The sequence below is a fragment of the Methylomonas sp. LL1 genome, assembly GCF_015711015.1.
Lineage (GTDB): Bacteria > Pseudomonadota > Gammaproteobacteria > Methylococcales > Methylomonadaceae > Methylomonas.
Genome location: NZ_CP064653.1, coordinates 1,643,987 through 1,667,760, shown reverse-complemented (window position 1 = coordinate 1,667,760; position 23,774 = coordinate 1,643,987). Strand labels below are relative to the sequence as shown.

At 54.6% G+C, this 23,774-nt stretch carries 21 protein-coding genes; 7 read left to right on the top strand and 14 right to left on the bottom strand.

Annotation, left to right across the window (positions count from 1 at the left end; all coding sequences use genetic code 11):
- The first annotated feature begins 4 nt into the window (after positions 1–4).
- Positions 5–3,616 carry a PAS domain S-box protein gene (locus tag IVG45_RS07930; protein ID WP_196437294.1) on the top strand — a complete coding sequence of 1,204 codons (3,612 nt, stop codon included), beginning with the start codon at positions 5–7 and terminating at the stop codon, positions 3,614–3,616.
- Between the two features lie 110 nt (positions 3,617–3,726).
- Here IVG45_RS07930 and IVG45_RS07925 read toward each other — a convergent pair whose 3' ends face one another.
- A complete protein-coding gene (locus tag IVG45_RS07925) occupies positions 3,727–4,764 on the bottom strand; it encodes an IS110 family transposase (protein ID WP_196434802.1) in 1,038 nt (345 codons plus the stop codon).
- Positions 4,765–5,393: 629 nt separating this feature from the next.
- Here IVG45_RS07925 and IVG45_RS07920 point away from each other — a divergent pair.
- From IVG45_RS07920 to IVG45_RS07905, 4 genes are all read left to right on the top strand, one after another.
- Positions 5,394–5,681, top strand: a complete 288-nt coding sequence (locus IVG45_RS07920; RefSeq protein WP_196437293.1) for a type II toxin-antitoxin system TacA family antitoxin — start codon at positions 5,394–5,396, stop codon at positions 5,679–5,681.
- Positions 5,681–6,169, top strand: coding sequence for a GNAT family N-acetyltransferase (locus IVG45_RS07915; RefSeq protein ID WP_196437292.1), 489 nt, complete (start codon positions 5,681–5,683; stop codon positions 6,167–6,169). Before IVG45_RS07920 ends, IVG45_RS07915 begins: the two co-directional genes overlap by 1 nt.
- Before the next feature lie 114 nt (positions 6,170–6,283).
- Positions 6,284–7,372: an IS5 family transposase gene (locus tag IVG45_RS07910; protein ID WP_196437291.1), complete on the top strand. Its 1,089-nt coding sequence runs from the start codon at positions 6,284–6,286 to the stop codon at positions 7,370–7,372.
- A gap of 715 nt (positions 7,373–8,087) precedes the next feature.
- Complete coding sequence (locus IVG45_RS07905) at positions 8,088–8,261, top strand: phage integrase N-terminal SAM-like domain-containing protein (protein ID WP_330165387.1); 174 nt, start codon at positions 8,088–8,090, stop codon at positions 8,259–8,261.
- Between the two features lie 350 nt (positions 8,262–8,611).
- On the opposite strand, the gene IVG45_RS22980 is transcribed toward IVG45_RS07905, so the two are convergent.
- Entirely contained in the window at positions 8,612–8,992 is a 381-nt protein-coding gene (locus tag IVG45_RS22980) for a transposase (RefSeq protein ID WP_196437290.1), read from the bottom strand.
- A gap of 358 nt (positions 8,993–9,350) precedes the next feature.
- Here IVG45_RS22980 and IVG45_RS07895 point away from each other — a divergent pair, with 358 nt between their 5' ends.
- Positions 9,351–10,202 (top strand): EAL domain-containing protein, encoded by an 852-nt coding sequence (locus IVG45_RS07895; RefSeq protein WP_196437289.1) that lies wholly within the window; start codon positions 9,351–9,353, stop codon positions 10,200–10,202.
- 160 nt (positions 10,203–10,362) lie between these two features.
- Here the strand turns inward: IVG45_RS07895 and IVG45_RS07890 are convergent, their stop codons facing one another.
- From IVG45_RS07890 to cysK, 4 genes are read right to left on the bottom strand one after another with little or no spacing between them, the layout of a single operon-like run.
- The gene (locus tag IVG45_RS07890; RefSeq protein ID WP_196437288.1) at positions 10,363–12,012 is read right to left on the bottom strand and encodes a family 2A encapsulin nanocompartment cargo protein cysteine desulfurase; all 1,650 of its coding nucleotides are present in this window, start codon (positions 12,010–12,012) and stop codon (positions 10,363–10,365) included.
- The gene (locus IVG45_RS07885; RefSeq protein WP_196437287.1) at positions 11,999–12,916 is read right to left on the bottom strand and encodes a family 2A encapsulin nanocompartment shell protein; all 918 of its coding nucleotides are present in this window, start codon (positions 12,914–12,916) and stop codon (positions 11,999–12,001) included. Before IVG45_RS07885 ends, IVG45_RS07890 begins: the two co-directional genes overlap by 14 nt.
- A 54-nt stretch (positions 12,917–12,970) precedes the next feature.
- A complete protein-coding gene (epsC, locus tag IVG45_RS07880) occupies positions 12,971–13,894 on the bottom strand; it encodes a serine O-acetyltransferase EpsC (protein ID WP_196437286.1) in 924 nt (307 codons plus the stop codon).
- Positions 13,891–14,868, bottom strand: a complete 978-nt coding sequence (cysK, locus tag IVG45_RS07875) for a cysteine synthase A (RefSeq protein WP_196437285.1) — start codon at positions 14,866–14,868, stop codon at positions 13,891–13,893. The genes epsC and cysK overlap by 4 nt, the downstream gene beginning before the upstream one ends.
- Positions 14,869–15,347: 479 nt before the next feature.
- Between cysK and IVG45_RS07870 the strand changes: the two genes are divergently transcribed.
- Positions 15,348–16,466, top strand: coding sequence for a sigma-54 interaction domain-containing protein (locus tag IVG45_RS07870; protein ID WP_196437284.1), 1,119 nt, complete (start codon positions 15,348–15,350; stop codon positions 16,464–16,466).
- A 61-nt stretch (positions 16,467–16,527) separates the two neighbouring features.
- On the opposite strand, the gene IVG45_RS07865 is transcribed toward IVG45_RS07870, so the two are convergent.
- From IVG45_RS07865 to IVG45_RS07830, 8 genes are all read right to left on the bottom strand, one after another.
- Positions 16,528–16,989 carry a c-type cytochrome gene (locus IVG45_RS07865; protein WP_196437283.1) on the bottom strand — a complete coding sequence of 154 codons (462 nt, stop codon included), beginning with the start codon at positions 16,987–16,989 and terminating at the stop codon, positions 16,528–16,530.
- A 46-nt stretch (positions 16,990–17,035) separates the two neighbouring features.
- Positions 17,036–17,692 (bottom strand): cytochrome b/b6 domain-containing protein, encoded by a 657-nt coding sequence (locus tag IVG45_RS07860; protein WP_196437282.1) that lies wholly within the window; start codon positions 17,690–17,692, stop codon positions 17,036–17,038.
- 15 nt (positions 17,693–17,707) lie between these two features.
- Positions 17,708–18,601 carry a dienelactone hydrolase family protein gene (locus IVG45_RS07855; protein WP_196437281.1) on the bottom strand — a complete coding sequence of 298 codons (894 nt, stop codon included), beginning with the start codon at positions 18,599–18,601 and terminating at the stop codon, positions 17,708–17,710.
- 45 nt (positions 18,602–18,646) lie between these two features.
- Entirely contained in the window at positions 18,647–19,612 is a 966-nt protein-coding gene (locus IVG45_RS07850; RefSeq protein WP_196437280.1) for an SMP-30/gluconolactonase/LRE family protein, read from the bottom strand.
- Between the two features lie 101 nt (positions 19,613–19,713).
- The gene (locus IVG45_RS07845; protein WP_196437279.1) at positions 19,714–20,124 is read right to left on the bottom strand and encodes an ExbD/TolR family protein; all 411 of its coding nucleotides are present in this window, start codon (positions 20,122–20,124) and stop codon (positions 19,714–19,716) included.
- The gene (locus tag IVG45_RS07840; protein WP_196437278.1) at positions 20,124–20,897 is read right to left on the bottom strand and encodes a MotA/TolQ/ExbB proton channel family protein; all 774 of its coding nucleotides are present in this window, start codon (positions 20,895–20,897) and stop codon (positions 20,124–20,126) included. Before IVG45_RS07840 ends, IVG45_RS07845 begins: the two co-directional genes overlap by 1 nt.
- Positions 20,898–20,906: 9 nt before the next feature.
- A complete protein-coding gene (locus IVG45_RS07835) occupies positions 20,907–21,725 on the bottom strand; it encodes an energy transducer TonB (protein WP_196437277.1) in 819 nt (272 codons plus the stop codon).
- 568 nt (positions 21,726–22,293) lie between these two features.
- A complete protein-coding gene (locus IVG45_RS07830; RefSeq protein WP_196437276.1) occupies positions 22,294–23,772 on the bottom strand; it encodes an efflux transporter outer membrane subunit in 1,479 nt (492 codons plus the stop codon).
- Positions 23,773–23,774: the final 2 nt, after the last annotated feature.

The following is a 23,774-nucleotide window of genomic DNA, read 5'->3' as shown; positions in this document are numbered from 1 at the left end:
CTCCGTGAGGCCGTCGTTATCGCTAGGCAACCGCCTGGTGCTTTATCTGTTAGCCGTGGCTCTGCCCTTCATAATGCTTGCGATACGGTTTCAGTTGAGTGTCGGTTTCGGCCAGCGGCCGCTGTTGATTTTGTTTATGCCGGTGCTGATCGTTGTCGCCATGTTTGGAGGGTTGGGGCCGGGACTTATCGCAACCGCTAGCGCCGGCTTGGCTACGGGATATTTCCTGATCCCTCCGTTCGGCCAATTCTCGATTGCCGAAAACCATGATTTGTTCCAGTGGGGCATGCTGATGCTCAGTGGCGTACTGATCAGCGTGCTTGCCGAGGCGCATCGCCGCGCCCGTCAATACGAGTTCGAACGCCGTAGCGAACTGGAACAGGCTCACGGACATCTACGGGAGAATGAAACCCGTCTCCACTCCATCTTCAACAGTATTCTCGACGCCACGATACTCACCGACACCGATCGCCGCATTAAGCAGGTGAACCCGGCTTTCACGCGTATGTTCGGCTACACACCGGAAGAGGCCGTCGGCCGTGGCGCCGACTTTATTTACGCCGATCCGGCCGATTTCGTTGAACAGGGCCACCAGCGATATCGGCTTGATCCGGGAGGTGAAACGGCTCTGATCCAAATATGCTATCGGCGCAAGGATGGGAGTTTATTCCTAGCCGAAACCAGCGGAGCGCGGATTTTGGCGCCCGACGGCAGCGTGATGGGTTTTATAAGCGTGCATCGTGATATTACCGAACGCAAGCGAGCCGAGCAGGCGCTGGCCGAAGCCCAAGCCGCCGCTCTGCGGCAGCAGAAAGCGGCGCGACTTGCCGCGCTGAATCGGATGGAAGAGGCCGATGCAGTCCGCCGAGAGGCGGAAGCCAGCAAGGCGCAACTGGAAGCGGCAATGGCGGCGATGTCCGACGCTGTTTTTATTTCCGACCGCGACGGGCGCTTCATCCATCTCAACGACGCATTTGCCGCTTACCACCGCTTCAAGAACAAGGCCGAATGTAGCAAGATAATCACTGAGTATCCGGATATTCTGGAGGTCTATCTACCCGACGGCGAACCGGCGCCTATCGAACAATGGGCGGTGTCTCGAGCCTTGCGTGGCGAGACAGCCGTCGATCAGGAATATAGCCTGCGGCGTAAGGACAGCGGCGAAACCTGGATAGGCTGCTACAACCTGGCGCCAATTCGCGATAAGGACGGAAATATCGTCGGCTCGGTCGTCACCGCCCGCGACATCACCGAACGCAAAACGGTGGAAAGAGAGTTGCACGATGCTCTCGAAGAGCAACGTATGGCGCGCCTAGCCTCGCTGTCCTTGATGGAGGATGCCATGGATGCAAAACAGGCGGTGGAACAAGCGGCTCAAGAGCTGCGCCAGTTGTCGATGGCGGTGGAACAAAGCCCGGAGAGCATCGTCATCACCGATGTCGACGCAAATATCGTTTATGTCAACCATAGTTTTTTACGCCAGACCGGGTACGCCCGCGACGAGGTGATGGGCCGAAATCCGCGCCTGTTGCAATCGGGCGGGACCTCACGGGAAACCTTTGTCAAATTATGGAAGGAGCTCGGCCAAGGCAGTTCATGGAAGGGTGAGTTTCATAATCGGCGCAAGGATGGTAGCGAGTACGTCAATTTTACCCTCATCGCGCCTATCCGCCAGTCCGACGGGACCATTACCCACTATGTCGGGATACAGGAAGACATTACCGAGAAAAAACGCATCGCCGAAGAGCTGGACCAACATCGGCATCATCTCGAGCAATTGGTGTCGGAACGAACTCATCAACTCGAAGTAGCCAAGATTGCGGCCGAAGCAGCCAACGTAGCCAAGAGTTTCTTTCTCGCCAACATGAGCCACGAGATTCGTACGCCGATGAACGCCATCCTGGGCCTGACTCATCTGCTGCGTCGCGAAGGTGTTACGCCACATCAAGACGAACGCTTGTCCAAAATCGAAGGAGCCAGCCAACATTTGCTGTCCATCATCAACGATGTTCTCGACCTATCGAAAATCGAAGCTGGACGCATCCAGTTGGAGAATCGTGATTTTCATTTATTCGATATTCTTGACCATGTACGTTCGTTAATCGCCGGCCAGGCGGCGGCCAAGGGTTTGATCATTGACGTCGATTCCGATGCGGTTCCGATCTGGCTACGTGGCGATCCGACCCGATTGCGTCAAGCCGTGCTCAACTACGCCAGCAACGCTGTTAAATTCACCGAGCGAGGCCGGGTTGTATTGCGGGCCAAATTACTCGAAGACGATGGCGACCGGCTACTATTACGTTTCGAAGTCGAAGACACCGGTATTGGTATTCCCCCCGAAAAACGGCTCCGATTATTCCAGGTTTTCGAACAAGCCGATGCATCCACCACCCGCAAATATGGCGGCACGGGATTGGGATTGGCGATTACCCGGCATCTGGCTCAATTGATGGGTGGTGAAACCGGGGTGGAGAGCACGGTGGGGGTGGGTAGTCTTTTCTGGCTGACGGTCCGCGTCGAGCATGGCCATGGCGTCATGGTTCCGTCGGCCGGCCAAACATTCAAGGATGCCGAGACTGCGTTGCGTGGCGAAAAAGCCGGTGCGCGCGTGTTGCTGGCGGAAGACAATCCGGTTAACCGCGAAGTGGCGGTGGAGCTATTGCATGCGGTGGAGCTGTTCGTCGAGACCGCCGAGGATGGCCTGGTCGCGTTGGAGAAAGCGAGGACCGGCAACTACGATTTGATTTTGATGGATATGCAGATGCCGGTAATGGACGGACTCTCCGCCGCGCGCGCGATTCGCGCCCTGCCTGGCTGGGGCGTCAAACCGATCCTGGCGATGACGGCCAACGCCTACGACGAAGATCGCCTGGCCTGCAAGGCGGCGGACATGAACGACTTTATCCCCAAGCCGGTCGATCCCGAGCAACTTTATGCCGTATTGCTACGCTGGTTGCCAGCCATGGCGCGGACGACTCAAACGCTACCCGCCGCCGCTGTTGAGCCCCTGACCATGCTTGCCGGCATTCCAGGTCTGAATGCCGAACTTGGCTTAAAGCTGCTGTCGGGACGGCGGGAGACCTATCTGCGGTTACTGCGACGTCTAGCCACGGATCACGTCGAGGATATGACGCAGCTACGGGCCGCGATAGTTGCGGGCAAAAAAGACCAGGCGCGCCGTATTGCTCACACGCTGAAAGGTAGCGCCGGCAATTTGGGGGCCACCGAGGTGCAAAGATTGGCCGGCGAATTGGATGCGGCTTTCAAGGCCGGGCTTGGGGGCGATGAACTCGAACGCCATATCGCTCCTCTGGATGATGCCCTGCGTTCGCTGGCCTGCGCGGTCATGGAGGCGCTCCCCGACAACGAAACGCGGCAGCACGGAGATATAGACTGGAACGAAGCTCGGAGCGTATTGCTTGAACTCCATCAATTGCTCGACGTCGGCGACTTGATGGCATGCAAACTGGTTGAAAAACACGCTCCAATGCTCAAGGTCGTGCTCGGCGCTCATGCTGCCGAATTAGAACGCCAAGTCATGAATTTTGAATATAACGAAGCGTTGGATATTCTACAGCGCGCGCGGCAAGATAACCCGCATTTGAGCGTTGGTTGAGCCAAGGCCGAAACGGCGCGGCGGAACTGAAGTTAGGATTTGGTTTGAAATAATTTCTCTAAATTGATTGTAGATACTCTGTTCCAAGTCAACAAAATTCCATCACTTTTTCACTCAGCGATGATGGGTGTCGGAATGACATAAAACCGTGTGTTATCGAACGGCTGGTCGTGCTTTAGCATGCCATGGATCGCATGCAGTAATTTACGCATCACTGCGCAGACGGCCTGTAAAGGTTTCTTGCCGTTGTCGACCAAGTGCTGGAAATAAGCGCTGACATGGGGGTCATGCTGTTTGGCGCTCAAGGCCGGCATATACAATGCCGAGCGGATATGCCGGTTACCCGCCTTGGACAGCCGCATTTTCTTATGTACGCTTTTGCCGGATTCAAAGGCTTTGGGATCGAGCCCGGCAAACTTGACCCATTCGCGATGCGACAGGTTGGGTGGCAATAACAGCAGTTCGCCCATCAAAGCAATGGCGCTGGTTTGGGCAATGCCTTTGATGCCGGTCAGCAACTCAAAAACACGCTTGAGTTCCGGGTGCTGGTTGATCAAGGTCATCGCTTCGGCGGCCAAGGTATCGATGCGTTTTTCCAATTGACTGATCGCCAGCTTGGCATCGCGCAGCAACGCCTTTGGAGTTTCCTGAGTCGCACTCAGCGCATGCAGATGGTTTTTCGCGGCAGCCTTCTGACCGGTCAGCGCATCAATGCGGCGGGCAAAACCGCGCAAAGCCAGGGTCTGATTCGATGGCCGGGTCCAGGCGACAAAGTCCATGCGCTCGACGTATTCGGCCAGGGTATTGGCATCAACGGCATCGGTTTTGCTGTTTCTCATCAACACCTTGGCGAAGTTATGCGAGGCCTTGGGATTGACGACCATCACGGGAATACCGGCGTCATGCAACGCAATCGCCAGGTCGAAATGGTAAATGCCGGTGGCTTCCAGGCAGACTTTGATGCCCGGCAGCTTGATCAGCTTGTTGACCAAGCGGGCACGGTCAGAGCGGGTATTGGCATATTTTTGTGGATCGAACGACTTGCCGTTCTTGCGGATCACCAGCACCAATTCATCGGCTCCGACATCCACGCCGGCAAACAGGCGGTGGATAGATTCAGCGATGGCATTGATTGGGAGGTTCGTCATAATCGTTTTTTAATTCAGTTAAAGGTTAAGTACACTATTCACCGGTTCCCGACCCTGCGCATGCACCTACCTTCCTTGTGTATGCAGGCTCTAAGCCTCGGATACTCCACGGTATGGGTGAATAGGGCGGGGGCCAATCTACAGCACAGGCTCTGGTATTTACCAGTCCTCAGGGGCGAACGGCCTCCCAATGAACGATGACAGCTTAATCGGTTCTTCTAGGCTATCGGTTGTTAAAATTCATCATACAAGGGGCGATTTTAATCGCCCAGGGCGAATGAATTCGCCCCTACAAGACATTCGAATATCGGGAACTTATTTTTGGCGGAATCCTTAGCGCCAAATGCTTAATTGGTGGGGAAAGTTCGGATAACCGTGACATACACGGCGACGTGATCGAAAAATGCCTTAACCACACTCAAGAAAACAAGTTGAAGCGCGTCTACCACCAGCACCAGGAACTAAAAGCGGAACAGGCGGAAGCTTGGCGCGTTTTGTGCGAACGGCTGGAATTATTAACTGGCGAGAATCCAAACGTGATTCCGATCAAACGAGCAAGCTAAAGCGAAATTCAAAATTTGACGCACAATTGGCGTACAATTACTTCCAATTGATTGGAGGGAGTTTATATGCCTACGCCAGAAACCAACAAACAAGAACGCATGCACATTCGCATTGATACCCTTTCCAAGCAAAAGTTGGAAAAAGCTGCTAGTTACAGCCACAAAAAACTGTCCGAATTTGTCTTGGCCCAATCGCTGGCTGCCGCCGAAAACATCATTAACGAGCACGAGCAAATCACCCTTTCCCTTGCCGATTGGACCTTGTTTTTGGACGCTCTGGAAAATCCGCCGGCTAAGAATGCCAAATTGAAACAAGCCCTGGCACTCCATCAGCAATCGGTTGTCCAGGACTGATGCAACTCAAAATCGAAGCGCTCAACGCCAGCCATCAACGCAAAGCCTTCGACTGCGGCGTCAGTAGCTTAAATATCTACCTGCAACAATATGCCCGCCAAAACGTAAAACACCGTATCAATAGAGTATTCGTCGCGACCGACATCAACGCCCCGCAAACCATTCTTGGCTACTACACCCTCAGTGCCGGCAGCGTGCGCGCCGAGGATTTACCAGCAGAGCATAAACGCCGCCTCCCCAATTATCCGGTGCCGGTCGCGTTATTAGGCAGGCTCGCGGTTGATCAACAGCATCAAGGCCAACACCTGGGAACGATACTACTAGCCGATGCCGTGCAACGTGTGGAACAAGCCAGCGCCGTGATGGCGGTTTATGCGGTCGTGGTGGATGCGCTGAATCCGGCCGCAGCCGAATTTTATCGGCAGTTTGGTTTTATCGCATTTCCAGGGCAACCTTTAAAACTATTCTTGCCGTTAACAGGCTGTTGATTTTATCTCCCCCCGCAAGCCGCATTGATTCGTTGGGCCGGATGCAAGAGTAATTCATAAAGCTTTGTTCTACATGATAAAATAGTTCTATCTCCAATATACTGCATTGACTCCATGCGCGGCGCCGACATCACTCAAGAACAACTATTCAGTTACCGAACCCTGGAAAGCCGGATTCCCCAAAAGCATCCGCTCCGTAAGTTGCGCAAAGTCGTCGATCTGCTGCTCGCCACGCTCAACGACGAGTTCGACGCGCTCTACGCCCGTCGCGGTCGAGATTCCATTCCGCCGGAACGCCTGCTCCGCGCCAGTCTGCTGCAAGTCCTATTTTCCATCCGTTCGGAACGGCAGCTGTTGGAGCACATCGATTTCAACCTGCTATACCGCTGGTTTGTCGGCTTGACGATGGACGACGCCGTATGGGACCACTCGACCTTTAGCGCCAACCGCGACCGTTTGCTGAACGAGCATATTAGCCGTTTGTTCTTCGAACGGGCGCTGGCCTTGGCTGACTGGAAGAAGCTGATCTCCGACGAGCATTTCTCGGTCGACGGCACGCTGATTCAAGCCTGGGCCTCGCACAAGAGTTTCGTGAAGAAAGACGGCTCTACCCCGCCGCCGGAAGATGGCGGCCGCAATCCCACGGTCAACTTCAAGGGCGAGAAGCGCAGCAACGACACCCACGCCTCGACTACCGATCCCGATGCCCGGCTGTACAAAAAGAGCGAGGGCGACAAGTCTCAACTGGCTTTCCTCGGTCACGCCTTGATGGAGAACCGTAACGGCCTTGTCGTCGATGTCGAAGTCACTCAGGCCACCGGCACTGCGGAACGCGAGGCGGCTCACGCCATGGTCAAACGCACAATCCACAAACCCGGCGCGACCTTGGGCGCGGATAAGAATTACGATACGCAGGATTTTGTCGCCAAGTTACGCCAGAGCAAGGTCACGCCGCATGTCGCCAGCAAAGACAAAGGCTCCGCTATTGACGGCCGCACCACCCGACACGATGCTTACCGAAAAAGCCTCAAAATCCGCAAGCGGATCGAAGAAGTCTTCGGCTGGGCCAAGACCGTCGGCCCGCTGCGGCAAACCAAATTCAGGGGCTTGAAGAAGGTTGCCGCGCAAACGATTTTTACCTTTGCCGCCTATAACCTGACGCGAATGGGCGCTATTTTCGGTTGGCGTTACAGTACCGCCTAGGCGCTCGTGCGCCTGAAATCCGCCAAAAGGCGGAATTTAACGCCCTTCGGGGCGAATATAACCGGCTAAAACCGGGTTTTGAAGCCTGATCGGGCTTCCAGGCTGCCAAAAACTCGAAAAAGGGCAGCGAATCCGAAGGTATGCGGGCAATTTTCAACAGCCTGTTAAGCGGCTAATTCTTAATCATCATCCTGCACCGCCACTGTCCAAATTCGCTTCAGCGGCAGCTCGGCTTTTAGGTCATCGTCGAGGCGATCGTAGTGGGCGAAGAGTTGTTCCATAATGACCTCCGGTTGGGATGGCCATTATTGTGAAGAGAATTTTCTGGAGGTCGTTTTCGAAATCGCGATAATTATTGCGATTTCGTCAATTGGGCGAAAAAAGTTTGAAATTTGTGTTGGCTTTGAAGTGTGTGTGCTACAACGGAATTGGCCACAACCCGCCGCTGAGGGTAACTATCCAATTTTAATAGTTAAGGCATCCTTTGACCCTGGCGGCTGTCCAATATTGGCGAGCAAATTGACATTATCACTGCTTCACCATGGCCAATGGATTATACCGCTCCGCATCATGGAATCTGAGTAGCAAAGCATTTGTTGATTGAGAGCATATCACTTGTTTTTCCTATCTATAGATGAGGCAATCCGCCTTGTTTCGAGATTGGAGCAGTGTCATGACTTCTTCCACTTAACCCATCACACCGTCGCGCCAACGCATGATCGACGGCATTCGGATGCGTAAATTGTCTCCCAAAACCCAGGCCAGTTATATCTGTGTTGTGAAGAGATTCGCAAGTTTCCTGGGGCGATCACTGGATACTGCCAGTGCTGAGGACTTACGCCGCTATCAGCTACATTTGGTGGATCAAGGCATTTGGCGATTTCACTGAGCGCGAACCTCACCAGCCCCGCCAGCGCCACGCTAGAGGGTATTCCGTTCTGATCCACCAAAAGGTGGGTTTTTCGGGGAGTCGCTATTTTTGCGAAAGCTTGTTTAGGGGCCTCCCAGCCCCAACAAGCGGCAAAAATTACGCGACCGCTTATGCCTCCGGCGGCCCCGATTCGTCCGCGTCACCTCGTTTCGACCCAACAAGGGGTCGAAACATAGGCTCTCGCATGACTTGACGCCGTTTCGCGATGCCTTGCAGGTTTTCTCCGCTTCGCTGCGAAAACCCGCCCGGCGCTACGGCTATCGCGGACTAAAAATCTTCACTTCGCTTACGCTCCGTTTCCAAGATTTTCAGCGTTTGTCACTTTTGCCGCGATCGGTGGGGTTTCTGCCCACTCCTGCTTCCGCCGATAGACTTGTCGATTGGCGCGTAGCGGGCTGGTCTGCACCAGACTGCCATCCAGTCCCACTTGGATCCTTGGGGTTCCTTATACTTCGCCGCCCCAGGTTGAACATTTCGGCGAAAACACTGGCGCGAGTGCAACGCTGAAAAGGTTTGTGAACGGTGCTTTTCGATACGTAGAGGCTCGGCAAAAACGCCCACTGGCAGCCCCGTTTGAGGAGATAGAAGATGCCGTTCAACACAACGCGGAACTCCACTGATTTGGAACTATCAGGCGTTCGGCGTTTGAACCGCTCCAAGTAAAGGCGCAACAAGGTCCCAAAACTCATCCGAAATTCCCTGATAACTCATGACCCACAAAAAGCATGGCTAAATCAGCAAATTATCCAGTTTTCACAATGTACAGCACAAGTTGTGCTGGATATCCTCTTAGCTGAAGCTGCTTTCTAATCAGGAAATGTTATTCAAAAATGACATAAATAAATCGATAAATATCGTTATATTTGTTAATCACTTGTGGTTATTATCGTGTTCGGACTGAATTGATGTGGGTTCATGTGCTCTCTCAAGGATTAGGTGAGTCTCCTACTTACCGATAAGGATGTCATTTGGGCGGGATCTATGATCCCGCCATTTTTTTAGCTCATTCGCTCCATCGAACGATACAAATTTTAAGGAGGGCATCTCATGCCTTTGCAACAATTAGTGGAATACTTCAATGATAGGCTTGAACGGGAACACAATAGCCCTCTCAGACCATTTACTATTCAGGATGACAAGGTTTTCGGAAACTTTGGTCAAATTCGGGTGGGTAGCGAAATGCTGCCTCTTCGGGAAACCTTGCGAAATTCGCAAATTGCCGGGTATGCCGCCCATATCCATGTGACAGGCATACTGGGTGCGGATTTGACCAGACACGAATCCGATAGCCTAAAAAAATTGCCTATCGAGCAGACTAGCGACACCGAGGCTATCATCAGTTTTGACCGGTTGACCCGCACTGTTCACATGCTGAATTACTTGCCACAGTCGCACCTGGACGATTTGTTGATCCTGGATGTCGACCCGCGCCATATTCTGGGCGTCAAAGCCGATCATGGGGCGTATTTTGAAGAGATTATCATTAAATGCGGCCTGAAAACCCGCAATGTTGCCATAGGGCTTAAAATCAACAACGAATATGCGCGTGTTTATCCATCGCTGCTAAAAGGTCTATACAACTACCAAAACCGTGGTTATAGAGTGGCATTAAAATTTGATTATTTTAGTTTGGACAAATCGGCGTTCGAGCTGATTTCCAGAGCTTCGCCGGATTTGGTAGCCATGTCTTCGCAGCATCTTGATAGCATTCGCGATAATCGGTTGCCGGAAAAGTTGAATCAACTTTGCCAATTGGTTAGCTCGATGGAAGGTTGCAGTGTGATGCTGGGTATCGATGATAAGCGTAATGCGACGCTTGCGCGTCAAATGGGGTTCAATTTAGTGCAAGGTGCTTATTTTGAAGCAGAAAGCTTTGATTTGATTAGCGAAGGCTTATGAGTTCGTCCTCGGATTTTGACGACAGGCGAACCGCAACAGTCGGTAGACTTTGAACGGACAAGTATCAGAAGTCTTCACCGGTGAATTTTCATCATTTACCGCGTTAATGTTGGCCCACACGGCAAAGCAGTTGCCGTATTGTGTGGGCCAAGGCCGAGAGTTAAATCACAAAGTTGCGTTTGCCGCACTGCAGACGCTTCACCACCGACGCCAGACGATCGATTTCCTCGTAGGTATTGTAAAACGCCAGTGAGGGCCGAACCGTGGCCTCCAATCCAAAGCGGCGCAAGATCGGTTGGGCGCAGTGATGGCCCGAGCGTACCGCGATACCGGCCTCGTTCAACGCCTTGCCGACATCCTGGGTGCTATGGTTGGCCAGCACGAATGACAGCACACTGGTTTTGTCCTTCGCGGTACCGATCAGACGTACGCCGGGGATAGCTTGCAAGGCATGCATGCCATACTCCAGCAACTCGTGCTCGTAGCGGGCCACATTCTGAATGCCGATCTGGTTCAGATATTCCAGCGCCGCACCCAAGCCCACCGCATCGGCGATATTGCCGGTGCCGGCTTCGAATCTGGCTGGAGCTGACTGATAAAGCGTTTTCTCAAACCTGACGTCCTCAATCATATTTCCGCCGCCCTGCCAGGGCTGGGTAGCTTCCAGTAAGTCGGCCTTGCCATACAGAACACCGATACCGGTCGGGCCGAAGATTTTATGTCCTGAAAACACCAACCAGTCGCAATCCAAGGCTTGAACGTCAACCTTGATATGCGATACAGATTGCGCGGCGTCCAGCAATACCTTGGCGCCAACCCTATGTGCAAGTTCGATGATGTCCTGCGCGGGGGTGATGGTGCCCAAGGCATTGGAAACCTGGGTAAACGACACCAGCTTGGTTCGGCTGTTCAGCAGCTTTTGATATTCCGCTAGAATCACTTGGCCATCGTCGTCGACTGGAATCACCCGCAGTACAGCGCCGGTTTCCGCGCACAGTTGTTGCCAGGGCACGATGTTGGCATGATGCTCCAGCCAGCTGATGACGATTTCGTCGCCTTCGGCTATGTTTTGCTTGCCCCAGCTTTTCGCAACCAGGTTGATCGCTTCGGTGGCACCGCGCACGAACACGACTTCGCTAGATGACGAGGCATTGATGAAGCGAGCAACGATCTCGCGCGCGCCTTCGTAGGCATCGGTGGCACGCGCGGCCAGCTCATGCGCCGCGCGATGGATGTTGGAGTTTTCGTGTTGATAAAACTTCGATATCCGGTCGATCACCGCTTGCGGTTTTTGGGTCGTGGCCGCGTTATCCAGCCAGGCCAAGGGATAACCGTTGACTCGCTCCTTCAGTATAGGAAAGTCGCGGCGCACCGCATGCACGTCGAACGGTGGATGGGCCGAGCTCAGGCCGGGTAACTGAGCAATACGGGCCAATGCCGGCGCCTCATTCAGAAAATAAAACCCCGAGCCGCCGGACTTCGGATCCAAGCCGCTGCCGGCGGATAAAGTGGTTAAGTTGCCAAAATCCAATGCGCCCGGCGAACCGGAACGGCGCTGAACCAACGCCGAAAGTCCGGCATCGTCGATACCAGGCCGTCTGTCGAAACCTGTCGGCACCGAACTGACCGCTACCGAGGAAGCGGCCGAAGCCGGTACGTTATCGATCGTGTCCGCGTCGTTCGGTAAGGCCTGGAAATACTGATTAGCCAGTCGTGTCAGTTCGGCCGTATCCGGCAAGCCGACCGGGACCGAGCCGTCGCTCAATGCTTGTTGCGCCAGGACCGCTAAATCGGCGTTATGTGTAGTCATAGTAGTTGTCCACTTCGACGTTCTCCAAAACGCCAATGGCGTCTTCGGTCAATACCGCCAGCGAGCAGTACAGCGACACCAGGTAAGAGGCAATGGCCTTGTGGTTGATGCCCATGAAACGTACCGACAAGCCCATGCTCAGTTCGTCGGTCAGATTTGGTTGATACAATCCGACTACACCTTGGCGGCTTTCACCGGTGCGCAGTAACAGAATATTGGATTTGCCATTGGTAATTTTCAGTTTGTCGGTCGGAATCAACGGCAGGCCTCGCCAGGTCAGGAACTGGGAGCCGAACAAGGAAACGGTCGGCGGCGGCGTACCTCGGCGGGTGGCTTCGCGGCCGAAGGCGGCGATGGCGCGCGGATGGGCCAGGAAGAACGCGGGCTCCTTCCAAACGCGGGCGATCAACTCGTCCAGATCGTCAGGGGTAGGAGAGCCCTTGCGGGTTTGCACTTTTTGCGAAGGTGCCACGTTGTTCAGCAAGCCATATTCGGCGTTGTTGATCAACTCGCTTTCTTGGCGTTCCTTGACCGTTTCGATGGTCAGACGCAGCTGTTCGTGGATTTGGTTGTGCGGGCTGCTGTACAAATCGGCCACGCGTGTATGCACGTCCAGCACGGTGTTGACCGCGTTCAGGCGGTATTCGCGGCCCCATTCCTCGTAATCGACGAAGGTTTGCGGCAGGACTTTTTCGTCCAGGCTGGAGCAATCGACGGTAATGCTGGTATCGCTTTTGACCCGGTTGACCCGGTAAATACCCGCTTCGACCGGCACCCATTGCAACAGGTGCACCAGCCAGCGCGGGGTGATGGTGCCCATCATGGGCACGGTTTTGGTAGCGTTCGATAAGGTGCGCGCGGCGACGTCGCCTAACGCGGTATGGGCTTCATGAATATCGGACATAATGTTTCCTCGGTGAATGGATGATGTTTTTTAAGTGGTTTTTGTATGGCGGACTCAAATCCCGCCGCCTTCGGTGAATAGTTCGTTTCGGGTTTGGCCCTGGCTGATATGGCTGCCGGGAGCAACGCTATGCGTCAACCAGACATTGCCGCCAATCACTGAGCCCCGGCCTATGGTGATACGGCCCAGAATTGTGGCGCCGGCGTAAATCACCACATCGTCTTCGACGATGGGATGGCGGATATTGCCTTTGACCAATAGGCCGTTTTCATCCTTGGCAAAGCGTTTGGCGCCCAATGTGACAGCCTGATACAGACGAACGCGCTTGCCGATGACGGCGGTTTCGCCGATGACGACACCCGTGCCGTGATCGATGAAGAAACTATCGCCGATTTCGGCGCCGGGATGGATGTCGATGCCGGTGGCCGAATGGGCGATTTCGGTAATGACGCGCGCCACCAGCGGAGCGCCCAGCCGATACAAGGTATGGGCGATGCGGTGATGAATCATCGCCGTGATGCCGGGATAACACACCAAAACCTCGTCGGCGCTCGATGCCGCGGGATCGCCTTCGTAGGCGGCCTGAATATCGCTATCGAGCAACAGCCTAATGGCAGGCAATTGCGCGGCAAACTGGCCAGTGATTTGTCTGGATTGTGATTGCACGTCGGCCGATGCACCTTGTTGTTCGGCGACGAACTTCAATTCCAGGGTGATTTGCTTATTCAATTGCTTGAGCAGGCTGTCCAGGGTGTGGCCGACGAAGTAGTCGATACCTTCGTCGTTCAGGTCCGGCATTCCCAGGCGGTTGGGAAACAGCACGGCCCCCAGCTTGTCGACTATTTGACTCAGTATTTTTTTCGACGGCAATTTGGGTGGATGCTCACGGCGTTGTCTGTGTTCCAGCGATTGCAATCTGAGCGTTCTGAGTTGCTCGACTAAAGCATCGACGCCCCAGGACACTGCAAAATCACTCATACCGCCACTCCGGATGCATCGAATAGCCCCTCGAATAACACCGAGCTTAAATAGCGCTCACCCGAATCCGGCAGTATCACGACGATGGTTTTGCCGATGTTTTCGGGGCGTTTGGCGACTCGGACCGCAACGGCTACGGCCGCGCCGCAGGATATGCCGGCCAATATGCCTTCCTCGCGCGCAAGTCGCCGGGCATAGGCTATGGCATCATCGTTGCTGACTTGCTCGACGGCATCGACCAAGGATAAATCCAGCACGTCGGGAACGAATCCCGCGCCGATGCCTTGAATCTTGTGCGGGCCTGGGACAATTTCCAGGCCCGAGCGGTATTGGCTCAACACCGGGCTGGCTTCGGGTTCCACCGCGATCGAGACGATAGGCTTGAGCTGGGTGAGTTTGATATACCGGGATACGCCGGTAATGGTGCCGCCGGTACCGACGCCGGATACCAATATATCGATGGCGCCGTCGCTGTCTTTCCAGATTTCCGGGCCGGTGGTGTGTTCGTGAATTTGCGGGTTCGCCGGGTTTTTGAACTGTTGCAACAGCACATAGCGACCGGGGTCGGAAGCGGCGATTTCCTCGGCTTTGGCGATGGCGCCCTTCATGCCCTTGGCGCCTTCGGTCAATATCAGTTTGGCGCCGTAGGCCACCAGCAATTTGCGCCGCTCCAGGCTCATGGTGTCGGGCATGGTCAGTGTCAGCGGGATACCGCGCGCGGCGGCGACAAAAGCCAGAGCGATGCCGGTATTGCCGCTGGTCGGTTCTATCAATTCCTTGCCTGGCCCGAGTAACCCGCGCTGTTGAGCATTGTTGATCATTGCCGCGCCGATTCGGCATTTGACCGAATAAGCCGGATTGCGGCCCTCTATTTTTGCCAACACCGTCGCCGGCGCGCCATCGGTAATCCGGTTGAGTTTTACCAGGGGAGTGTTGCCGATTGATTGTGAATTGTCAGGGTACCAGTGAGCCATTTCAGTGTCCTTGCGTTTCGTCAGGCCAAAAAAAAGCCAGAGGCCGCTTACGGAAATAAGTGGCACTCTGGCTTCCGGTGGTCCGGTCAGCAGTTGTTAGGTGTTGAAAGAGTATCTTTGATCCTGGCCGTGGCTGTCAAGCAGGTTCAGGAAAATCAGATGAAGTCGTAAATGAATAATTCTAAATATGCCTAAATTAGATTTAAAGTTCGAAAATTAACGTTTTATCAGCACATGCGGTCCCGGCTACTATGTATCCGAGATTTAAACTGCTTAGAGACTTGCCGGACAATAGCGTCCAATAGACTCGTGGCAACACCGCATTTGCTGTTTAGCTTGGCATGTCGCATTCGGATTCTGGCGATGCCGGCACGGTTGCAAACGCTTGGATTTTGGTCAGATTAGCATTTCCGATGGGGCGCATTCGGCCGGTTTAATCTCTAAAGCGAATTTTCTATTTTCTTAACGAGTCACACATCATGGATACTGTTTTCAAACCTGCTTTTAGCGATGCCAATGGCACTCATGCATCTTCGTTACTGGCTTTCGACGAACAGCAGTCCCGCTCATTGGCACTCTCGGTTAGGGCCACCGCCTTGGTATTCGAAGACCCGGTATCGCGCCGGCTGCTGGAGCAAATCGAACGCATTGCACCCAGCGATGCGACGGTGCTGATCATCGGCGAGACCGGCACCGGCAAGGAATTGGTGGCCCGGCATATTCACGCGCTCAGCGCGCGCGGCGGCAACACCTTCGGCGCGCTGAACTGTGCCGCGCTCAGCGAAAATCTGATCGAAAGCGAATTGTTCGGTCACGAAAAGGGCGCATTCACCGGTGCGATTTCCAGCAAGGAAGGTTGGTTCGAAACCGCCCACAAAGGCAGTCTATTCTTGGACGAAGTGGGCGACTTGCCGCTGGGGCTGCAAGCCAAGTTATTGCGAGTATTGCAAGAGCGGGAAGTGGTCAAAGTCGGCTCAAGACAGCCGGTGCCGATTGATGTGCGCATTATTGCCGCTACCAACGTCAATCTGGAAGAGGCGGTTGCGGCCCAGCATTTTCGCGCCGACTTGTATTACCGGTTTAATGTGGCGGCCATCCAGTTGGCGCCGTTGCGGGATCGCCCCGGCGACATCTTGCCGTTGACTCACCATTTTCTGAAAATGTATGCCGATAGGCTGGGTTATGGCGAGGTGAAATTATCCCAGGCCGCCGAACAGGCATTGTTGAATTACGATTGGCCCGGCAATATTCGAGAACTGGAAAATGCCGTGCATCGGGCATTGTTGGTTTGCCCCGGTAATTGCCTGCGGCCGGAGGATTTCAAGCTGTCCGGCATTAGGGTTGCCGAGCAAAGCCAAACGGTTTCTACCGCATCCTTGGAAAGTTCGTTGTACCGCCTGTTTGATCAAGCACCGCCAAAATTATTCGAAGTCATCGAAGAAACCGTAATTCGCTCGGCTTTCGAATTTTGCGAAAACAATCAGGTGCAAACCGCGCGCTTGCTTGATATCAGCCGCAATGTATTAAGACATAAGCTTGGCCTTTACGGCATGCTGCCGAACAGCCAAAACAAATTGGTGGAAAAGGAAGTCGCCTGAACCGGCCGGAATGGAATGGCCCGTTACACCGACATTGCCGGTATAACGGGCAGGTTTGGAATTATTCCCTGACTCGAATCAAGTCGTGGCAACTTTTACAGGTTGCCCCAACTTTGCCGAATTGGGCTTTGATCTCTGCCACATCGCCGCTGGCGGCTACTGTTTGCAGTAGATTGGCTTCGGCGATAAAGCTGGCTTCAATCTGCTTGACTTCGTCCTGTTTCTCGAAAAATTCCGCTTTCAAGCGGGTGGCCTTCCAGCCGGTGCCTTTGTCCGAACCGGGACCGTACAATTCCAACAAACCTGAATTCGCCACGGCGGCAATCGCATTGGCCGCCGCAATCACTTGTTCCTTATTGTAGGTTTCCGGATGATCGCCGGTTTGTGCCTTGATTTTGCCGGCGTTCCAGCCTAAAAAGCCGTAGGCCGATTGACGAAAACGAATTTGATCTTCAAGCGGCCCGGCCAAGGCACCGGTGGCCATCGCGCCCAAGGTCAAGGTTAGGGCGAGTTTTTGTTTCATGCGTATATCTCCTTTGGTTGAAAAATCCGAAATGTGGATGAGGTGTTTAGCCGGCGCCATGCCAGATCAGCGCGGTCAGTAACACGGGAAGAACCAGAGCGCCGAGTATGGTTAGCCCGTCGGCACCTTGAACGGATACCTGCGGCGGGGTTTGGTGGTTGACCTGTTTGTTGCCGGTCAACATCGGCTTGATCAGATCGATGCCCTTGGCAAAATGGTAGAAGCTAATCGCGCTAAGGTGTAGACCCAGCAGAATCAGCAACGGAGTCACTAGGCTATCGTGCCAACCGCTCAATTTGTCGCTGAATGCCTTGTCGACCAACGCATATAGTGGACCTTCGAAGCCGATGTCGTCGTTGGCAAACAGGCCTGTTAGCGCCAAGGTGGTCAATAACATCAGTATCGTGAAAACCGCCATGGCGCCGAGCGGATTGTGTCCATGTTCCCGCCATTCGCCGTTGAGGTAGCGGGAAATGTTGGCCGGCGTTGGCAGAAAATTGGCGAATCGGGCATGACTATTGCCGGCAAACCCCCAGATCAACCTGAACACTAACAGGCCGACGGTTAATTTGCCGAAGTGGTTATGCCAATCCGTCAACGAGCCGCCCAGGCTGCCGGTGAGGTAAGCGCCGGTAACCGCTAAGGCCAGCAACCAATGAAACAGGCGCAACGGCCAGTCCCACACCGGAATCGATGTTGTCATATCTTTTCCAGCCATTTAATTATTGCGCAGGTAGACGTTAAAAAAGCCGACGCTGCGATCCCAGGCCAGTTTCGCGGTGGCGGCGTCGTAGCGTGGCGTGGTGTCGTTGTTGAAACCGTGTTGCACGCCAGGATAGATGTGGGCCTCGTAATTGACGCCGGCTTTTTGTAGAGCGGCTTCATAAGCCGGCCAGCCGGCGTTGATACGATCATCGGTACCGGCATAATGAATCAATAATGGAGCCTTGATATTGGCGACCGTTTCGACGGGCGGTTGGCCGCCGTAAAAAGGGACTGCCGCAGCCAGGTCGGGAATTTTGGTTGCCAGGTAGTTCACAATGCCGCCGCCGTAGCAAAAGCCTACCGCTCCCACTTTACCGTTACCGGCGGGCAAGTGTTTCAAGGCTTGTGCCGCCGCAAGAAAATCGGCCTGGGTTTTGTTTTTATCCAGTTTTTGAAACAATTCTCGGGCCTTATCTTCGTCCCCCGGATAACCGCCCAATGTGAATAGAGCATCCGGGGCAAAGGCAATGAAGTTTTCCAAGGCCAAGCGTCTAGCAATGTCTTCGATGTGTGGGTTCAGGCCCCGGTTTTCGTGAATGACCAATACCGTCGGCAGTTTGCCGCTGAATTTTGCCGGCTGCACCAGATAGCCGCGTATCCTGCCGTTGCCTTGGGGGGAGGGATATTCCACATAGCGGGCTGTGATGCGCGGGTCGTTACCGTTGATTTGCTGGGCTTCGGCAAAGTTAGGATTCAAAGCCTCCAACAAGGCTTCCGCGCTAAGTCCGAGCAACGCGTATTTAGGAATCGAAGATAAGAAATCTCGCCGTGAAATGTCGCCGTGGACGTATTTGTCGAAAATTTGCAATGTTTCCGGATGAAAGTCATCCGCCGTTTTGCGTGCCATGAATAGCTCCTTGAATGTATTCGGTTGGCGATTAGAAAGTAGGATTTATTTTGCCCGTCCCGCATAGCCCGGAGTTTTCAGGGCAATTTTGTAGGCCGCGCCGCGCCCAACCACGAACAAGGTTTTCTTGTCCTGGCCGGCAAAGGCCAGATTCTGTGGTTTTTTCGGCAGCGGAATCACGCCGAGCGCCTGGCCTTTAGCGTCAAAAACCTCCACGCCGGAGTTCGAGGCCACATACAGGCGGTTTTCCGCATCGACCGCCAAGCCGTCGGCACCGCTGGACCAGCCGTTTTCAGATCGGCTCCAGCCTTTCAGTTGGGCAAAATTGCGTTTGTTGCCGATAGAGCCATCGGCGCCGATGTCGTAGGCCAGAATATGTTCACCGGCGGTATTGGCGACATACAGGGTTTTTTCGTCGGTGCTGAGTTGGACGCCATTCGGTCTTTCAATGTCGGCGGCGACCCGTTTCAAGGTGCCGGCCGGACTGATATGAAAAACCCCCGGTTTCGAGACTGGCGGATTGGGATTTTCCGGCGTCGAACGAGTGCCGATGTCGCTAAAATAAATATTGCCGTTTTGAGCCAGGACCAAATCGTTGGGCCGTTGGAAAACCGTCCCTTCGAATTTGTCGGCCAGGGTTTTTTCCTTGCCGGCCGGAAAAATAACGCCGACTCTAGGATTGAGGTTCTGTACCGCTACCAGCTCGCCGGACGGCGTGAACGCCAAACCGTTCGCACCGTTGGTGTTTTCCAGAAAGGTCGAGATGCTGTTGTCCGGCCCAATCCGGGTAATACGGTTGGCTTTGGTTTCAGTGAACAGGGCGCTGCCGTCGGGCAGGCCGATCGGGCCTTCCGTGCCGTCGAAACCGTCCTTGATAAATTCGATCTTGCTGCCGGCGTCGGCCACGCCCGGAATCGCCGGCGTCAGGTCTTCGGCGGCTTGTACATTGGACAGCAGGCCGATGGCGGCAACTAACGGCAATAGACGGTGTTGCCAGGTTTTTGAAGGCATTGTGGTACTCCTTAGGATAGAAAAATGGATAGCGGGTTATTCCCCGTTGCGCCGTGTTTGGGAAACTTTCGGCGGCAATGGGGAGAGATTGATGCGTTGAGTTATTGCGGCGCGGTCAGCACCGCCAGTTTGGTTACGCCGGCGCGTTCGATCGATGACATGACCTTGGCGACGATACCGTATCGCACCGCATCGTCCGCGTTCAGATTCAAGGCCAGCTCAGGGTCGGCGGCCTTGCGGTTTTTCAATTCGTTTTCGACCGCCTCGACCGCAATTTCCTGCTTATCGATGAAAATCTTGCCTTGCGCGTCGACGCTTAGGTAAACGGCGGCTTTCTCCTCTGGCGGCGCGGTTTCGGCGGTTTTCGGCAAGTTGACATGAACCGCGTTGGTCAATAACGGAGCGGTCACGATGAATACCACCAACAACACCAACATGACGTCCACTAGCGGCGTTACATTGATCTCGCCCATCACGTCGTCGCCGCCATCTTCCTTAGTATTGAATGCCATTAAGCGTGCGCCTCCTTCGCGGATGAAAATTCATCGTGGCTGTCTTTAATCGCGGGCTTTTTGCCGCCGTTGATTTCGCTCAAGCGCGCGGCCGCGGGCGACTGCTTGCCTTCCTGGCGCGAGATCAGGAATGAGCTTTTCAGCGCCAAATGCACAAAGTCGATGGCAAAGTCATCCAGAAACGCCCAGACTACTTTATTGCGGCGAATGAAAAAGTTGTAGCCGACCACCGCCGGAACCGCCACCGCAATACCCACGGCGGTAGCAATCAGGGCTTCGCCGATCGGGCCGGCGACCACTTCCAGGCTGGCGGAACCGGTCTTGCTGATATTGGTCAAGGCGCCCATGATGCCCCACACCGTACCGAACAAACCCACGAACGGCGAGATGCTGCCGATAGTAGCCAATACCGCCAAACCGCTTTCCAACGAGCCGCGTTCCTTTTGCATTTGCTGGCGCAATCTGCGGTCTAGCAGCTCTTGTCTGTCCCAGGTGTGTTCCAGGTCGTGGGTGGTGGCGCCGCTATCGGTTTCAATCAGGGTATCGAAACCGATGCCGGCAACGCGCGCGGCCGGTCCCTGCTGATCTTCCAAACGGGCGGCGGCTTGAATGTTCGGCGCGCCCCAGAACCGTTTGCTAAAACTCCGGTTGTGATAGGAAATCCTCAGATGCTGGATGCCCTTGATCAGGATCAAGGACCAGGTGACGATGGAGGCGCCAATCAGGGTGTTGAGCGTGCCATCGACGATGACACTGGTTGCAATATCAGACATGTTTATACCTCAAGATAAGTTAAAAGTAATGGGAACGGTCACCCAGCCGGCTATTGGCGTATCGCCGCGTTTAGCCGGCACAAAGGACCATTTGTTAACGGTTTTGACCGCGGCGTCGTCCAGCACTTTTTGGCCGCTGGACTTGATAACGCTGACACTATCGGGGCGGCCGTCGGGTTGAACATGTACCTTCATCAGCACTTTGCCTTCCCAGCCTCTATCCATCGCGATTTCGGGATATTCGGGGGCTGGGTTGTTCAGATAATCGGCGCCGGCCGATGGGGCGGTGACTTTCTCTTCCACCACCGGCGCGGGAGGCGCGGCGGGCGCCGGTGCCGATACCGCCGGCGCATTGTCTATAACAGGCATTGGCGCGGGAGTCGGAACTTCTTCAACCACTTTTTGAACCGGCTTGGGTTTTTGTGGTTTCAACGGCACGGCTTTTTGTACCGGCGGCTTGGGTTTTGCCAGCGGAGGAGGTGGCGCAACCGGTTTGGGCTGCGGCCTGGATAGGGATATTTGTACCTGGGGCAACGGTTTGGCCGGTTCGATGATTTCCTGTTCCAGGGCAATGTGGTCGAACTGATCGACAACCGTGGTATGAACCAGAAACGACAGCACGCCCAAAAACAAATAATCGCTTAACTTGCGGTCATGGTTGTCGCTGGTGTACTTGAAATTTCCCAAGGGGATGTTGCTGCTTGCCGCGAGCAACTTATCCGGAACTGACTGAAACGAAGCTTTTCGATTGGGCGAGACAGCGGGTTCCCAGTCCAGAAAATCCCGGGTTGGCTCGAATTTAGATAGTGTGGCTACAGGGCTGCTCATGACGATATTCCTCGTTGTCAATGAAATCGCGTAACGTCTCGCTCAGTTGATACGATGGTTTTTAACCCGATCGTTTGATGGCTGAGCATTGTTGGAGCGGTGCCAAATAAACCTTGCTTATCAAGTTTTCCACTCGCGAAATTTGATAAACAATACCGGGACGTTCCACTCACGCCGTCGGCACGGTTTATTTAGCACCAAGCATCATAGGTAGTGCACGAGTCGTGCCAGGGATGTTGAAAGTGGTCTGGTTCGAGGCGATGCTTTTGGGGTGCGTGCGTAGGTAATTGTTTTATATGTGATTATTGTTGCGGCAAATGTGGCGGGCCGGCGGGAAAGAAGATGAGTGCGTCGAGTCACCAGGGTGGGGACGAGCGAAGCTGTTTGTAGAGCATCAGTTTCACGGGGCGATTGCTTCTAAGCTGTTGCTGAGTCAGCAGTTGCGAGTGATTCAATCTAACGCTCATCAAGGCTCGGCATCCTTGCTGCCGACGCCTGCCCAACAAGCAATCGCGCCCGCCCAATTTTTACTTTCACAGTAACCCGGCCCGAACGGAACGGCTGACGATTACTCTACCGGAAAGATTAAATAATCCGTCCATTGGGTTTCGCCATCGGCTTGTTCCGGGGTGGGTAATTGGCTTTCCCGCCAGCCACCGCCCAGGGCCTTGATCAGTTGCACCGAGGCACTAAAGCGCTGGCCCTGCAACTGCGCGGCAGCCAGCTGGTTGTTCAGTGCCACGGTTTGCGAGGCCATCACATTCAGATAATCGGCCGTGCCGGCTTGATACTGGTTCATCGTCAAAGCGAGTGCCTGTTTCGCGGCGGCGACCGCCTTGTCGCGCACCTGTTTTTCCTGATCCAGAATCCGTGTCGCGGCTAGATTATCCTCGACCTCCTGAAACCCGTTCAGCAGCGTTTGCCGATAAGCCGCAACACTGGCGTCGTAGGCATCGATGGCCTGTTTGTACTGGGCGTTTTTCGCGCCACCGTCAAACAACGTAAGCGCCGCTCCGGCGGGTCCCAGCGCCCAATAGCGGCGAGCCATGGTGAACAATGTATCGGCGGTTGTCGACTGGAAGCCGTTGGTCGCCGCCAGGTTCAGGGTCGGAAAATAAGCGGCCTTGGCGACACCGATCTGAGCGTTGGCGGCGGCCATTTTGCGTTCGGCCGCGGCGATGTCGGGTCTGCGTTCCAGTAATTCCGAGGGCAGACTGATTGGAATGGCCGGCGGTTCCACGCTAAACGATTCCGCGGTAATCGACAACTCGGCCGGCGGCTTACCGATCAGCACGGCAATAGCGTGTTCCAGCTTGGCGCGCTGAACCCCCAAATCGATGGCTTGGGCGCGGACGGTTTCCAATTGCGATTCCGCTTGGACAACATCGGTTTTGGCCAGCACGCCAACCGCATAACGATTGCGGGTGATGGTCAGGGTTTTGTCGTAAGCCTTGACGGTCTCATCCAATACTGCTTTTTGTGCATCCAGTACCCGTATCTGGAAATAGTTGTCCACCAATAACGCCTGAAGCGACAGTCTCATGGCTTGCACGGTGGCGGCGCTGGCTTGGGCGTTGCCGGTATTGGCTTCGACTTGCCTGCTGACGCCGCCCCATAAATCCGGCTCCCAGGCGATGCCCAAGGCCTGGCCGAACAAATTCCGCACGCCGGTCACCGCCACGTTTTGGCCGGTGGCGGCCTGGAACCGGCTAGCCGTAAGGCTGGTATTGATGATCGGCAAATAAGCCGCTTGCGCGCCCTGTACCAGATGTTGTGCTTGCCGGTATTGAGCCTCGGCTTGCAAAATCGATTGATTGGCAGTCGCGACTTGTTCCACCAGCGCATGTAGCCGCGGGTCGTCGAATATTTGCCACCAGCCGACGGATAATGAATCGTCACGCGGCTGCGCCGGTTTCCACCCCTTGAGTTCCTTGAATTCTTCGGGTATCGGGGCTTGCGGGCGAACATAGTCCGGGCCCACCGTGCAGCCGGTCAGCATGACAGAGATCAATAGGGACAGAACGGGTTGGTTCGGGCGAAAACGCATGC

Excerpts from the sequence above, each read along its gene's own strand:
- IVG45_RS07925 (WP_196434802.1), bottom strand. The coding sequence starts at position 4,764 with ATGACGAACCTCCCAATCAATGCCATCGCTGAATCTATCCACCGCCTG.
- IVG45_RS07920 (WP_196437293.1), top strand. The coding sequence starts at position 5,394 with ATGCCTACGCCAGAAACCAACAAACAAGAACGCATGCACATTCGCATT.
- IVG45_RS07915 (WP_196437292.1), top strand. The coding sequence starts at position 5,681 with ATGCAACTCAAAATCGAAGCGCTCAACGCCAGCCATCAACGCAAAGCC.
- IVG45_RS07910 (WP_196437291.1), top strand. The coding sequence starts at position 6,284 with ATGCGCGGCGCCGACATCACTCAAGAACAACTATTCAGTTACCGAACC.
- IVG45_RS07905 (WP_330165387.1), top strand. The coding sequence starts at position 8,088 with ATGATCGACGGCATTCGGATGCGTAAATTGTCTCCCAAAACCCAGGCC.
- IVG45_RS22980 (WP_196437290.1), bottom strand. The coding sequence starts at position 8,992 with ATGAGTTTTGGGACCTTGTTGCGCCTTTACTTGGAGCGGTTCAAACGC.
- IVG45_RS07895 (WP_196437289.1), top strand. The coding sequence starts at position 9,351 with ATGCCTTTGCAACAATTAGTGGAATACTTCAATGATAGGCTTGAACGG.
- IVG45_RS07890 (WP_196437288.1), bottom strand. The coding sequence starts at position 12,012 with ATGACTACACATAACGCCGATTTAGCGGTCCTGGCGCAACAAGCATTG.
- IVG45_RS07885 (WP_196437287.1), bottom strand. The coding sequence starts at position 12,916 with ATGTCCGATATTCATGAAGCCCATACCGCGTTAGGCGACGTCGCCGCG.
- epsC (WP_196437286.1), bottom strand. The coding sequence starts at position 13,894 with ATGAGTGATTTTGCAGTGTCCTGGGGCGTCGATGCTTTAGTCGAGCAA.
- cysK (WP_196437285.1), bottom strand. The coding sequence starts at position 14,868 with ATGGCTCACTGGTACCCTGACAATTCACAATCAATCGGCAACACTCCC.
- IVG45_RS07870 (WP_196437284.1), top strand. The coding sequence starts at position 15,348 with ATGGATACTGTTTTCAAACCTGCTTTTAGCGATGCCAATGGCACTCAT.
- IVG45_RS07865 (WP_196437283.1), bottom strand. The coding sequence starts at position 16,989 with ATGAAACAAAAACTCGCCCTAACCTTGACCTTGGGCGCGATGGCCACC.
- IVG45_RS07860 (WP_196437282.1), bottom strand. The coding sequence starts at position 17,692 with ATGACAACATCGATTCCGGTGTGGGACTGGCCGTTGCGCCTGTTTCAT.
- IVG45_RS07855 (WP_196437281.1), bottom strand. The coding sequence starts at position 18,601 with ATGGCACGCAAAACGGCGGATGACTTTCATCCGGAAACATTGCAAATT.
- IVG45_RS07850 (WP_196437280.1), bottom strand. The coding sequence starts at position 19,612 with ATGCCTTCAAAAACCTGGCAACACCGTCTATTGCCGTTAGTTGCCGCC.
- IVG45_RS07845 (WP_196437279.1), bottom strand. The coding sequence starts at position 20,124 with ATGGCATTCAATACTAAGGAAGATGGCGGCGACGACGTGATGGGCGAG.
- IVG45_RS07840 (WP_196437278.1), bottom strand. The coding sequence starts at position 20,897 with ATGTCTGATATTGCAACCAGTGTCATCGTCGATGGCACGCTCAACACC.
- IVG45_RS07835 (WP_196437277.1), bottom strand. The coding sequence starts at position 21,725 with ATGAGCAGCCCTGTAGCCACACTATCTAAATTCGAGCCAACCCGGGAT.
- IVG45_RS07830 (WP_196437276.1), bottom strand. The coding sequence starts at position 23,772 with ATGCGTTTTCGCCCGAACCAACCCGTTCTGTCCCTATTGATCTCTGTC.